This is a genomic window from Pistricoccus aurantiacus, from assembly GCF_007954585.1.
In the GTDB taxonomy this organism is placed as follows: Bacteria; Pseudomonadota; Gammaproteobacteria; order Pseudomonadales; family Halomonadaceae; genus Pistricoccus; species Pistricoccus aurantiacus.
Genome location: NZ_CP042382.1, coordinates 96,059 through 107,801, shown reverse-complemented (window position 1 = coordinate 107,801; position 11,743 = coordinate 96,059). Strand labels below are relative to the sequence as shown.

Below are 11,743 nucleotides of genomic sequence, written 5' to 3'. Positions count from 1 at the left end.
TAGCTTATTCAACAGGCAGCCCCTTGAACAACCGCTTTACATAAGACCCGGGAGTCTTGCCCATGGCTTCATCCATTGCCACCCCCGCCGTCGAGAGTCCTGAGCAAAAATCGCTCATCGAGCTTCGCTGCCGGGTCGATCGTCGTCTCGAGACACTGCTGGCCGAGTCCGCCAGCGATGATGATCCGGTATTTCGAGCGATGCGGGACAGCTTGCTGGCGCCGGGCAGGCGGGTGCGGCCGATTCTCTTGATCCTGGCGGGCCGAGAACTGGGCGGCGGTCTGCCGGCGCTGCTCGACCTCGGTTGCGCGGTGGAGATGATCCATACCGCTTCGTTGATACTCGACGATCTGCCCTGCATGGATGACGCTAGCCTGCGGCGGGGGCGCCCGACCATGCATCGTTTATATGGCGAGGATGTCGCCATGCTGGCGGTGGTGGCCCTGTTGAGTCGAGCCTCCGGCGTGGTGGCGGAATCAACGGGTTTATTCGCCCAGCAGCGCACGCAAATGGTTGAGCGCCTCAGTCGAGCCGTGGGCATCCAGGGCCTCGTCAAGGGCCAGTACGAGGATCTTCATGAAGCCTGTCATGTGCGCTCCATCGAGGCGGTGATGGCGACCAATACTCGCAAGACCGGCGTGCTGTTTCAGGCTGCTATGTATATGGCGGCGCTGGCCGCCGGGGCAGACGAGACGGTGATCGAGCATCTCGACCGTTTTGCCTTGGCCTTGGGGCAAGCCTATCAGCTTTGCGACGACCTCAGCGACGGCGGTGCGGCCCAGGGCAAGGACGTTCATCAGGATCGGGACAAGACCACCCTGGTCAGCCTGCTCGGTCCGGAGGAAGTCCGCGGGCACCTGGCCGGCCAGTTGGAAGAGGCGGATCGCCACTTGAGCGCCGTCTACGGTGCGGATTCCCCCCTAAGCCGTTTCATGCACGGCCTGTTTCCGTTATTTCGATAGTTTCCGGGCGGTCAAGGCAACAGGAGTTGCAACTCCCGAAGCGGGCTTCCAGACTCGAAGCTACCGATCAGACATTTGGAAACGCCGCCATGAGTGAAGCATCTTCCCCGGATTCTCGTCGTCGCCATTCCGCCCCGGTGGTGGATGGCGTGAACAAGTCCGCCAGCCGCGCCATGCTGCGAGCGGTAGGTTTCGAGGACGCGGATTTCAAGAAGCCCCAGGTAGGCATCGCCTCCACCTGGAGTATGGTCACCCCCTGCAACAGCCATATCAACGAGTTGGCGGACGTCGCCCGAACCGGTGCGGACGAGGCCGGCGGCAAGGGTATGATCTTCAATACCATCACCATTTCCGACGGTATCGCCAACGGCACCGAGGGCATGAAGTATTCCCTGGTGTCCCGGGAGGTGATCGCGGATTCCATCGAGACCGTGGCCGGCTGCGAGGGTTTCGACGGCCTGGTGGCCATCGGCGGCTGCGACAAGAACATGCCGGGCTGCCTGATCGGCCTGGCGCGGCTGAACCGGCCCGGTGTGTTCGTCTACGGCGGTACCATCCTGCCTGGGGCGGGACATACGGATATCATCTCCGTGTTCGAGGCGGTGGGGGCGCACGCCAAGGGTGACATGTCGCTGATCGACGTCAAGCAGGTGGAGGAAACCGCCATTCCCGGCCCCGGCGCCTGCGGCGGCATGTATACCGCCAATACCATGGCCTCCGCCATCGAGGCGCTGGGCATGAGCCTGCCCAACTCCTCGGCGCAGAACGCCGTCTCCGATAACAAGCGCGAGGACTGCAAGGCCGCCGGGGCCGCGGTACTCGAACTGCTGGAGCGGGATATCAAGCCCAGCGATATCATGACTCGCGAAGCGTTCGAGAATGCCATTACGGTAATTATCGCGCTCGGTGGCTCCACCAACGCGGTGCTGCACCTGATCGCCATGGCCAACGCCATCGGCGTCGAGCTGGGCCTGGACGACTTCACCGCCATCGGCAAACGGGTGCCGGTACTCGCCGATCTGCGCCCCAGCGGTCATTACATGATGAGCGAGCTGGTGGAAATCGGCGGCATTCAGCCGTTGATGAAGATGCTGCTCGACGCGGGACTTCTGCACGGCGACTGCCTGACGGTGACCGGCCAAACCCTGGCGGAAAATCTGGCGGACGCCGCGCCCTATCCTGAAAATCAGCAAATCATCATGCCCCTGGACAAACCGATCAAGGGCGAGAGTCATCTGCGGATTCTCTACGGCAACCTCGCCCCGGAAGGGGCGGTAGCCAAGATCACCGGCAAGGAAGGCACCCACTTTTCCGGCCGCGCCCGGGTGTTCGGCTCCGAAGAGGAAGCTCAAGAGCGCATCCTGGACGGTACCGTGGTCGCCGGGGACGTGCTGGTGATTCGCTACGAAGGGCCGCGCGGCGGGCCGGGCATGCGCGAGATGCTTTCCCCCACCTCGGCGATCATGGGCCGGGGGCTGGGCAGCGAGGTGGCGCTGATCACCGACGGGCGCTTCTCCGGCGGCAGCCACGGCTTCGTGGTGGGGCATATCACCCCGGAAGCCTTCGACGGCGGCCCCCTGGCCTTGGTGGAAGATGGCGACGAAATCGTCATCGACGCCGTCGCCGACAGTATCGATCTCAAGATCGACGATACGGAAATGAAGCGTCGCCGAAGCGCCTGGCAGCAGCCCCAGCCGCGCTATCGGCGGGGTGTGCTGGCCAAGTACGCCAAGACCGTCAGCTCCGCCTCCCTCGGCGCGGTAACCGACCTGCCGGAATAGCCAAGTGAATCTTGAGCGCTTCGACATTGGTACCCCTATCGGGGTGATCGCCGACACCCACGGCACCCTATGGGACGAGGCGCTGCCGCTGCTCGAGGATTGCGAGCTGATCCTGCATCTCGGCGACGTGGGCAAGCCCTTTATCCTCAAGCGTCTGGCGGAGATGGCAGAGCTTCTCGTAGTGCGCGGCAATATCGACACCCAGGACTGGACGGAAACGACTCCCTGGACGCTGGATATTCTCGTCAACGGCTGGCGGCTGCACCTGGTGCATAATATCGCCGACTTCAACACCGATATATCTTGTGACGCCGTGCTTCACGGTCATTCCCACAAGCCGCGCAACGAATGGCGAGACGGACGGCTGTGGTTCAACCCCGGGGGCGGCGGTCGGCGGCGTTTCACGCTGCCGATCACTCTCGGCAAGCTATGGGCGGATGAGCGGGGGCTACGTGGGGCTGTCGTTCATCTGCCGCTTGATGCCGACAAAAATCATGCTGCAACCCGCTCCCGATAGTCGCGCCACCGTTATCGGTGCCACCACGATCCTTAACTGGGCGCTGTTGGCGGCCTTGACTCAGCTGGCAGGCCCGGTGCCGCCGTTCCTGCTTACCGCCTTGGCCTTCGGCATCGCCTTTGTCTGTTTCGCCATCTGGCTAAAACTGCGCGGGAAATCCCTACTGGTTCCACTCAAGCAGCCGCCGGCGATATGGGCGCTGGGGGTCGGTGGGCTATTCGGCTATCACGCGCTCTACTTCGTCGCCCAGCAGAACGCGCCGCCGGCCAATGCCGGACTGATCAGTTACTTATGGCCGCTGTTGATCGTGCTTTTCGTCGCGCTGTTGCCCGGTGAGCGCTTGCGCCTCATACACGTGATCGGCAGCGTTCTGGGGTTTATCGGCGCAGCTTTGCTGGTAGGCGGCGATGTCAATGCCGGGGGAAGTATTCTGGGCTACACGGCGGCATTTGCCTGCGCCTTTCTATGGAGCGGCTATTCGGTGCTGTCACGCGCGACCCGTAGCGTGCCGACCGCAGCGGTGGGCGGTTTCTGCCTGGCCACTGCGCTGCTTGCCGCGCTCTGCCATTGGCTCTTCGAACCGACACGCTGGCCGCAGGGCATCGGTTGGTTTGGGGTGCTCGGTCTGGGCCTGGGACCGGTGGGCAGCGCATTCTTCACCTGGGACCTGGGCATCAAGCATGGCGACCTACGTCTGCTCGGGCTGCTGGCCTATTTCACTCCGCTACTTTCCACGGTGGTACTGATCCTGACGGGTTACGCTGAATCGACACCACTATTGGCGCTGGCCGCCGGGCTGATTACCTTGGGAATGCTGGTGGGCAGCGGGAGAGCGAGGGGTCTAAGGTTTAATCGTCGCGTGCGCCAATAAGGGAAGAGCGCCATGCCCTGATTCAAGAATCGAGTAGAAGAGTTTCATGCCTGATACGTGCCTACGCATCGAATTGCTTTATATCGAGGCTCTGGTCTGGCGCCGCGTGCTGGTACCCCAGCAGATCAACCTGCATCGCCTGCATAAAGTGATCCAGGCAGTGATGGGTTGAGAGAATTACTATCATGCTTCTGCAGTCCCTGGATGGCTATTTCGAGGCACGAATCCTGATGGCATTGCCTCGATGCTGGAGTTGATGCAGGCGGGGTTTCGGCGCAAGTAGCATCTTAAAAAAGCCTTTAGGAAATGGAGGGCATATCCGCCAGCAGGTAGTCGCGAATAAAGTGATGGCGCTCCAGTTGGCCTCATCCGTTTTAGGATGCTGACCAAGTGCAGCCAATCGCTTTCGACGGTGACAGAAAGTGTCGAGGTCGATAGTGGCCATGCCATGTTCCGTAGCGCTGACGCATCGCTAAAGCATACCCGCTTGAGAACTATCGAGACGACGAAGAGTGTTCCTTGCTCGCTCGCTCATCTTCCTTGCGCAGTGCGCTGATGAACATGGTGCCGAGTCCGCTGGCGTGACAGGAAGCCAGCAGTTGCTTACGCATAAGCTTGCGGTAGTAGATGCTCATGCCGCCGATAAAGAACAGCACGCTGGCAAACAGGAACTGGGAGGCGGCATAGGCGGTAATCTGCCGCTCCGGATCGCTGGGAAATTGCCATAGATAGGGAATCGAGGCCACCGTGAACAGCCCCGAGCCAAGAATGAATTGAGCCACGGTGATGTTGAACAGCTGCATGTAGAGCATTGACGGCGCTTCGACCACCTGTAGAAGATTCACGAAACCGCCGATCACGAACAGTATCGAGCCGATGATGAAGCTCCAGCTGCCTAGCGCAATGGCTTCAATGGAGGGAAAAAAGCACAGGCTGCCTACCGCGAACAGCGCCGATCCGAGCACGCAGGCCCAGGCCGAGACGTACTCGATATAATCGCTGAAGGTGTCGGTTTGATGCTTGCGCCAGTACTTGAGCACCTCGAGCAGATCGTGACCCGTCACCATCAGATAAAGTAACGATCCTATGAAGAATAGCCAGTCGCCGAAGATCAGATACGTCTGAAGCGCCGGAAAGAAGAAGATACTGCCGGCGATGAAAGCCAGGCCCCCCAGCTGATAGCTGACAGCGTTGACCGTCTGCCAGATTTCGTGGGAGTGGCTATTCGAGTCGCTGGAACTCAGGTTGGAAACGCGCTGGCGGTGGGTAAGTAAATGAGGCATGGGTCATAAGGTCGTTGAATATCGGAATGGCGTCAGTATGACAAAAAACCGCCCGAACTTTATAGTTCGAGCGGTTTTCAGATCGAACGCCATCAAGCGCCGCCGATACCTTTGACGATATAGCCCGAACCGCCGCAGTCGGCGCACTGCTCGCCGTCGACCTTGCCGGTGCCGTTGCAGCGCGGGCATACGTCTTCTCCGGTGCCCGGCGTACCTGGTTCCCCCTCGTCGCCGGGTTCGGGAATACTGGCTTTCTCGTTTTCTGGCTTGTCAGCTGCCATACATCCTCCTTGTTTGGCTTCAAGACCCGATCCCTATGTCGGGCCTCTCACCTAAACCTAGAAGGCCTGGTTACCTTTTGCCAGTGGATACTTCTGCATACCGCCGCGGCGGTATTCGCTGTTTCTATCAAAGCTGGCCGACATAGCGCATGTCGCTATGCAGGCTTTCCGGTACGTCTTCCATCAGCACCAGCGTAATCGCAGAGTCGCCGTCGTCGTTGGCGACGACGTTGTCCCCCAAGGAGATATTTAGACTATCCGGGGACAAGTTATACATGGCGCCGGTCAACGGATCGACGATCAGCCAGCCGATCAGGCCGCCAAACAGCAGATTACCGCCGATGTACCAGCCGTTGGGAGTGGAATTGATCATCATGGTGCGGCTTGCATAGCCATCCTTCGAAATTTCCACGGTATAGGTCTTGCCGCCAAAATAGGAACCATCGGCTTTTTTCAATTGTACCGTGGTGGGAGTCGTGGCCGTGTGAACATGCGCACTACGCTCATCGGTGATCACTACATTGGCTTGGCTGGGGCTGCTGCTGATGTTGACGGTTTGATCTTTATCACCCACGATACTGGCGCAACCGGTCAGCATGGCGAGAGTGGCGATGGCAGCGGCAAGTTTCAGCTTTTTCATTCGTTTTCCCTTGTCTCCGTTATATTTTACTCGACGAGGCTTGGTGATTCGTCGACGCCTTTCTTCCATCGGCAGGCAAAACGAAAAATGAAGTTTTTTTATGAAGTTTCCTGTGCTTGGCGGAAAGAGGAAGAGAGCCATTATCGTTTGGGTAAAACGGGACTAAATTGAATCTTGTTAAACTAGGTAGATAAAACTAAGTTTTATCTAATCAATAGAGGTTTTATGAAAACCATCAATATTCACGAGGCCAGTGCTCGTCTTTCTCAACTTGTCGAAAAAGCGGCGAAAGGCGAACCCTTCATTATCACCAAGGCGGGTAAATCTGTTGCCCGAGTTACCGCTATCGATAGCCCTGAACCGAGTAAGCAGAAGCGCCTGGGTTTTCTGAAAGGGCAGTTCCAGATACCCGAAGACTTCGATCGCATGGGCGAGCGAGAAATTTCGAAACTGCTTGGAAGTTAGGTGTAAGAGGCTTGATGTAAAAGGTCAGATGATAGGTTAAGCCATAAGAGCCATCTCTTGATGGCAGCATTTGGTCTCCTTGCTCAATTTATTTAGGAGCAGCGAGATGGATATTAACTGCAAATCCGCATAGCGGTTGGTTTCGTTGATGAAGTCGTCCATCACAACGTAGACACTAAGATCTATAGAATTCTTAAACTTGTCGATTATTGCCTTGGTTGGTAGGGGTAGCCATCTAGAGCGGAAGTCAGATGCTCGCTGAGCACATTGTTGCTAAAGATGGCTGATATTTTTTATAGTCAGGAACTGTTTTGCATCATATAAGTGGCATTTTTCGCTGAATATCGGGGCTCTACCCGAGCAATATACTTCCAAATTTAATGAAGTTGAGCAACCCGCCATACCGCTGTGGCTAAATGCGCTAAGGATCTCTGGCGATTATTGATAGTATCCTCATTCCAAACAGCGTGAGTCTCGGGGAGACTCGAGGTCGATTCTATGGCGCTGCGCGATAAGATGGCGCTTTGACTTCATAGGTATGATTGCCCGCTTCGCAATTCAATCCTTCTTCGAGCAAAGTAATATTGCCGATTCGGTAGACTTCTGCAGCAGCAGCCACGTCATTAAATTCGGGCCAATTATCGGAAGGATTCTCAGGTAGAACATGTTCAATAGTGATTTCAGGTGATGGCATTGAGAAAGCTTTTTCAGTTTTTGCGCATCAATTTTGGCCAATATATAACGAACAATTTGTTTATTTCTGCTGTTTGACGTATCAAATGTTTTCGTAGCAAAATTTGAACGAAAAACTTCATCATTAGGATAAATTGAACGTAGTTCTGCAAGGATAAGTGGTCTCTATGATCGGTCGGAAGTACCCTATCAAGAGAAATGCCAGTCAGCGTTAGCTGACTGGCATTAGGGCCGGAAGGGAACCTTATTTCAACGAAACTCAAAACTCTCCTGATGAAAGCGTAAGGAAATGGACTGTTGCTTCAGTCCGTTTCGCAGGGCTTTTGCCAGGCCTTGCGGCCCGCAAAACCAGATATCCACCTTGTAGTCATGGATCTGCAGTTGGCTCACAGTCAATCGCTGCCCCTGCAGGCTGTCGTGGATGTGCAGTGATATGTCCGCAAGTTGCTTCGTCAGTTGTTGCAGGCGAGCCACCATTGGGTCATTCACGGCTCCGGCAGTGCAATAATGGAGTGTGACTGCCGGATGTTCTTGTTCGGCATTAATCAGGCGGTTTTCCAATGCAGCCAGAAACGGTGTGATACCGATGCCGCCCGCCACCCAGATCTGCTGGGCGTTTGTTCTGCCGCTGTTAAGATTAAAACGACCATAGGGGCCTTCGAGTGTAACAGCCTGACCACTACGTAGATGCTGCGGGATCTTGCGGGTATAGTCTCCCAACGCCTTGATCTGAAAGCTGAGCTGACCGCTGTCATTGTCAGCACTAGAGAGGCTGAAAGGATGCGCCCCTTCGATCCGGTCGAATGTCACCAGGGCGAATTGTCCGGCTCGATGCCCAGGCCACTGCTTGCCCATGTCACAGACGACCTCCGTGATATGGGCTGATGTCTGCTTGACGGCCTGAACCAGCCCCTTGTAGCGGCGACTCCTTCCGATTTGTCCGGTCAGTGATTGCAGACTCGCGGTGGCGCCACCCACGATCAACAGTGCCATCAGCCAGCCGGTCGGTTGTTGCCACCAATTCAGCGGAGCCAACAACATGGCATGGGCGGCCAGTGTCAGATAAATCAAGGGCATCACCCGGTGCAGGTAACGCCAGTAACAGTAGGGCAACCAACGGATCAGGGTAATGACAACCAGAAACAGCAGCAAATACAGGCCAGGTTCGCCTAGATCTTCAGCACCACCCTGAAGGCTGTCCAGCAGACCGGAAAAGTCTGCTTCCCGCAAGCTCCGATCCGTGCCAAACAGGGCTTCGAGGCCATCATCCCCCATTTCGATCAGCCAGTGTGCCAGCGCCGAAATAACGGCCAGAATACCGGTCCATTTATGCAATTGATACATGCTATCCAGGCCCCCCAAGGGGGATTCCAGCCACCCAGGCCGGGTAGCCAGCACCATGGTGATGGACATAAAATTGATAGCAAGGTAGCCACTGAGTGTCAGAAACTGCTCATAACTCAGCCCCGAGGTCCAGAAACTGAACTGAACGGTCAAAAGCAGCAATAGGATGACGCTAGTACGTAGGTTGGGCATGAACAAACTCCGCCTGGGTTTGTTCACATTCTGCTGGGTTGACCTGACACCAGCCTTAACGCCGCGTTCATGCGGCGTTCGTCACCAGTAGAAGCGTGACAGAGTCTGCTGGAATGGCAACCAATCGGGGACAGACCTTGAGGAATCCCCACGAACGCCGGCTATCCGCCGCATAAGGCCTGCCCCCTGGCCTCCTCCTCGAGGCTGGCTTGAAGCATTTTCCAAGAGGACCAAGGGACAGCACCAACACGATGACGCCGCAGCCATTCCAGACCTAATCGCCACGCGGAGAGCACGTTCCGGTGCTGGATACTGTTGCTCTGATAGCGCCGCTATTGACCACTGTCACGGACATACAGGCCGGCAACCATCATGACGACATTGGCCAGCATCGCGATCAGCAGCAGGATTTCGATGCGCTTGCCCTGGCGAGACTGGTGCATGCCGAAGCCCAGGCCAAACAAGGGGCTCTTGATGTCCCGAAACCCTTCGTCAATCTGCATGCGCTGCCGATAACTAGCCACCACCTTGTCCGCCAGCGTTGAACGCTCCGGCAGGTTGCTGATCAGCACCTAAGGTTCCTTCTGACGCTGGGCAATCGCCCGGCTGCGGCTATCTTGAGAGACTTGGCCTCGCTTATTGCGATGCTTTCGCCCCTGCGGTGGCCGGTGGTAGAGCACCAGGTGGGCAGTCAGCGGATTGCTCTCGGCGATCTTGACGGCGCCCAGCGCGCGCGGCACCGATGCCGCCTGCGAAAACAGATCTGCCACAGGCTGCCACTCGTCTCCCGGCACCTGGCAGCGAGTAGGGCTTCGAACCCCGCCAACGTAGTACCAGCCTCGCGCCTCGACTGCCTTGAACCAGGGGTTGTGAAAGCCCGCATCGGTGACGAGGATCGGCGTTGCATCGGTCGGCAGGATCTCGGCCAAGGCCGTGAGTAAGTACGCTTCACAGTGTTGGCAGCCATCCTTGTGGTGGACCTTTTCGAAAATCGGTAGCGAACGCCCGGCAAATGGCACGGCAGCTCGCAGCAAGAACCACTGGCTACGGTCATCGATCGGTGACCACTCCACCAGAATCCGTGGACGGGTCGTGTGCCCGATCAGCAGCGACGCCACGAGCCAATAAAACAGAGGGCGTTCCTGATGGAGGTGAGGATTACCCAGCAACCGATCGACTCGCTTGATGGCATGCTTGGGTGCTGCTGGCCCCGGCAAGGCGCGCTCTAGTACTACGGTTGTAGATAAACGCTATACTTTGTTGGTCACCTAATCGTGAGTGAGGTATGCCATGCTGAATGACCTCCTGACCCCTGAGGGTCTGCGTGAGCAAGCCCATGTCTGGGAATCGGAACTGTCTTCCTGGGTGGCGGAACTGGGCGGTTATGTCAAGCGTGCCGAGGCAAGAGAACGCCTGGGTGCGTATCTGCGCGGCTTGCTGGGAGACATCGAACGACGCAACAGCTGGCAACTGGCCGAGCACCAGGGCGACACACGCCCCTACGGCTTCCAGCATCTGATCAACCGCGCTCGCTGGGACGAAGACGGGGCCCGCGATGCCGTACAACAACGCGTCTACCAGGCCTTGCGCGATGATGATGGGGTGCTGGTGGTCGATGAGACGGGATTCCTCAAGAAGGGCCGGCATTCGGCAGGCGTCAAGCGCCAGTACAGCGGGACCGCCGGCCGGATCGAAAACTGTCAGATCGGCGTGTTTCTCGGTTATGCCAGCTGCTGGGGTCAGGGCCTGATCGATCGCACTCTGTTCCTTCCTCGGGATTGGGCAGAGGATCGCAAACGCTGCCGCCAGGCGGGCATTCCCGAGACGGTGGGTCACAAGCCCAAGACGGCACTGGCCCGGGACATGCTGGTCCATGCGCTGGACAGCGGGGTTACGGCCCGCTGGGTGACAGGCGATGCCGTTTATGGCGAGTCCTTTCAGCTACGCTGGGCCCTGGAGGAACGCGACCAGGGCTACGTGATGGCGGTCAGCCGCAAGACCCATGTGTGGCGGGGACTGGAGCAACGCAAGGTCGGTGATCTGCTGACGGTATTGCAGGAGAATGCCGAGTTCGACTGGACCCGGCTTAGCGCGGGCGCCGGGAGCCAGGGACCGCGGCTGTCTGACTGGGCGTTTCTGGCCATCAATCCGGGGCCATTCCAAGGGTGGTAGCGTGGGGTGTTGGTACGGCGCTCTCTGGAGGATAAGCGGGCGATGACGGCATACCTCACTTTCGCCCCCGAGGGCACGTCACTGGCGGATCTGACGTTGGCCGCCGGGGCGCGGTGGAATATCGAGCGCTGTTTCCAGGAGAGCAAGTCCCAACTGGGCCTGGATCAGTATGAAGTACGGACGTGGACAGGCTGGCATCGTCATATCACGCGGGTGATGGCCGCCTATGCCTTGCTGGTCACGCTGCGCCGTCGCCAGTTGAAAAAAAGCCTGTTGCTGAGCCTGGGTGGGCAAGGCCCGTGGTCCTCTCTCTGGCCGAAATGCGGCGATGGCTGTGTCTCACTGCCGTTGCCTGGCGACGACGAGGAATTGAGAGTGCCTTGCGCTGGTCCCTCTGGCGTCGGTGGCATCAGCGCATCGCCCAGTATCATCACTGGGTGAGACGACTGCGGGCAATAGGGGCTGTGGTATCCATGCCGCTCAGCGATTATCTGCAACTGTAGTACTAGCATCATCACAAAAGACATAAACTAAAAAAGCGG

General features: G+C 57.8%; 15 protein-coding genes. 8 read left to right on the top strand and 7 right to left on the bottom strand.

Going from position 1 to position 11,743, the window contains the following annotated elements; genetic code table 11:
- Positions 1 to 62: 62 nt before the first annotated feature.
- From FGL86_RS00495 to FGL86_RS00475, 5 genes are all read left to right on the top strand, one after another.
- Positions 63 to 962, top strand: a complete 900-nt coding sequence (locus FGL86_RS00495; protein WP_147182762.1) for a polyprenyl synthetase family protein — start codon at positions 63 to 65, stop codon at positions 960 to 962.
- A gap of 89 nt (positions 963 to 1,051) precedes the next feature.
- Complete coding sequence (gene ilvD / locus FGL86_RS00490) at positions 1,052 to 2,743, top strand: dihydroxy-acid dehydratase (RefSeq protein WP_147182761.1); 1,692 nt, start codon at positions 1,052 to 1,054, stop codon at positions 2,741 to 2,743.
- Between the two features lie 4 nt (positions 2,744 to 2,747).
- On the top strand, positions 2,748 to 3,260 hold the full coding sequence (locus FGL86_RS00485) for a metallophosphoesterase family protein (RefSeq protein ID WP_147182760.1): 513 nt from the start codon (positions 2,748 to 2,750) through the stop codon (positions 3,258 to 3,260).
- The gene (gene yddG, locus FGL86_RS00480; protein WP_147182759.1) at positions 3,238 to 4,131 is read left to right on the top strand and encodes an aromatic amino acid exporter YddG; all 894 of its coding nucleotides are present in this window, start codon (positions 3,238 to 3,240) and stop codon (positions 4,129 to 4,131) included. Before FGL86_RS00485 ends, yddG begins: the two co-directional genes overlap by 23 nt.
- 46 nt (positions 4,132 to 4,177) lie before the next feature.
- The gene (locus FGL86_RS00475; protein ID WP_147182758.1) at positions 4,178 to 4,303 is read left to right on the top strand and encodes a plasmid pRiA4b ORF-3 family protein; all 126 of its coding nucleotides are present in this window, start codon (positions 4,178 to 4,180) and stop codon (positions 4,301 to 4,303) included.
- 322 nt (positions 4,304 to 4,625) lie between these two features.
- On the opposite strand, the gene FGL86_RS00470 is transcribed toward FGL86_RS00475, so the two are convergent.
- The 3 genes from FGL86_RS00470 to FGL86_RS00460 form a co-directional block, all read right to left on the bottom strand.
- Positions 4,626 to 5,414, bottom strand: coding sequence for a YrhK family protein (locus FGL86_RS00470; protein WP_147182757.1), 789 nt, complete (start codon positions 5,412 to 5,414; stop codon positions 4,626 to 4,628).
- A gap of 92 nt (positions 5,415 to 5,506) precedes the next feature.
- Entirely contained in the window at positions 5,507 to 5,695 is a 189-nt protein-coding gene (locus FGL86_RS00465) for a hypothetical protein (RefSeq protein WP_147182756.1), read from the bottom strand.
- Between the two features lie 127 nt (positions 5,696 to 5,822).
- A complete protein-coding gene (locus FGL86_RS00460; protein WP_147182755.1) occupies positions 5,823 to 6,335 on the bottom strand; it encodes a YajG family lipoprotein in 513 nt (170 codons plus the stop codon).
- A 225-nt stretch (positions 6,336 to 6,560) separates the two neighbouring features.
- Between FGL86_RS00460 and FGL86_RS00455 the strand changes: the two genes are divergently transcribed.
- Entirely contained in the window at positions 6,561 to 6,800 is a 240-nt protein-coding gene (locus FGL86_RS00455; RefSeq protein ID WP_147182754.1) for a type II toxin-antitoxin system Phd/YefM family antitoxin, read from the top strand.
- A gap of 496 nt (positions 6,801 to 7,296) precedes the next feature.
- On the opposite strand, the gene FGL86_RS00450 is transcribed toward FGL86_RS00455, so the two are convergent.
- The 4 genes from FGL86_RS00450 to FGL86_RS00435 all read right to left on the bottom strand — a co-directional run bounded on the left by FGL86_RS00450 (position 7,297) and on the right by FGL86_RS00435 (position 10,246).
- Entirely contained in the window at positions 7,297 to 7,494 is a 198-nt protein-coding gene (locus tag FGL86_RS00450; RefSeq protein WP_147182753.1) for an HNH endonuclease family protein, read from the bottom strand.
- Positions 7,495 to 7,742: 248 nt separating this feature from the next.
- Positions 7,743 to 9,029 (bottom strand): ferredoxin reductase family protein, encoded by a 1,287-nt coding sequence (locus FGL86_RS00445; protein WP_147182752.1) that lies wholly within the window; start codon positions 9,027 to 9,029, stop codon positions 7,743 to 7,745.
- A gap of 332 nt (positions 9,030 to 9,361) precedes the next feature.
- Positions 9,362 to 9,601: a transposase gene (locus FGL86_RS00440; RefSeq protein WP_147182751.1), complete on the bottom strand. Its 240-nt coding sequence runs from the start codon at positions 9,599 to 9,601 to the stop codon at positions 9,362 to 9,364.
- Positions 9,602 to 10,246 (bottom strand): IS4 family transposase, encoded by a 645-nt coding sequence (locus tag FGL86_RS00435; RefSeq protein ID WP_147182750.1) that lies wholly within the window; start codon positions 10,244 to 10,246, stop codon positions 9,602 to 9,604.
- Positions 10,247 to 10,319: 73 nt separating this feature from the next.
- On the opposite strand from FGL86_RS00435, the gene FGL86_RS00430 reads away from it, so the two are divergent.
- On the top strand, positions 10,320 to 11,201 hold the full coding sequence (locus FGL86_RS00430) for an IS701 family transposase (protein ID WP_222433754.1): 882 nt from the start codon (positions 10,320 to 10,322) through the stop codon (positions 11,199 to 11,201).
- A 42-nt stretch (positions 11,202 to 11,243) separates the two neighbouring features.
- Entirely contained in the window at positions 11,244 to 11,642 is a 399-nt protein-coding gene (locus FGL86_RS17975; protein ID WP_222433777.1) for a hypothetical protein, read from the top strand.
- Positions 11,643 to 11,743: the final 101 nt, after the last annotated feature.

Coding starts and splice junctions, on each gene's coding strand:
- FGL86_RS00495 (WP_147182762.1), top strand. CDS start 63: ATGGCTTCATCCATTGCCACCCCCGCCGTCGAGAGTCCTGAGCAAAAA.
- ilvD (WP_147182761.1), top strand. CDS start 1,052: ATGAGTGAAGCATCTTCCCCGGATTCTCGTCGTCGCCATTCCGCCCCG.
- yddG (WP_147182759.1), top strand. CDS start 3,238: ATGCTGCAACCCGCTCCCGATAGTCGCGCCACCGTTATCGGTGCCACC.
- FGL86_RS00475 (WP_147182758.1), top strand. CDS start 4,178: ATGCCTGATACGTGCCTACGCATCGAATTGCTTTATATCGAGGCTCTG.
- FGL86_RS00470 (WP_147182757.1), bottom strand. CDS start 5,414: ATGCCTCATTTACTTACCCACCGCCAGCGCGTTTCCAACCTGAGTTCC.
- FGL86_RS00465 (WP_147182756.1), bottom strand. CDS start 5,695: ATGGCAGCTGACAAGCCAGAAAACGAGAAAGCCAGTATTCCCGAACCC.
- FGL86_RS00460 (WP_147182755.1), bottom strand. CDS start 6,335: ATGAAAAAGCTGAAACTTGCCGCTGCCATCGCCACTCTCGCCATGCTG.
- FGL86_RS00455 (WP_147182754.1), top strand. CDS start 6,561: ATGAAAACCATCAATATTCACGAGGCCAGTGCTCGTCTTTCTCAACTT.
- FGL86_RS00450 (WP_147182753.1), bottom strand. CDS start 7,494: ATGCCATCACCTGAAATCACTATTGAACATGTTCTACCTGAGAATCCT.
- FGL86_RS00445 (WP_147182752.1), bottom strand. CDS start 9,029: ATGCCCAACCTACGTACTAGCGTCATCCTATTGCTGCTTTTGACCGTT.
- FGL86_RS00430 (WP_222433754.1), top strand. CDS start 10,320: ATGCTGAATGACCTCCTGACCCCTGAGGGTCTGCGTGAGCAAGCCCAT.
- FGL86_RS17975 (WP_222433777.1), top strand. CDS start 11,244: ATGACGGCATACCTCACTTTCGCCCCCGAGGGCACGTCACTGGCGGAT.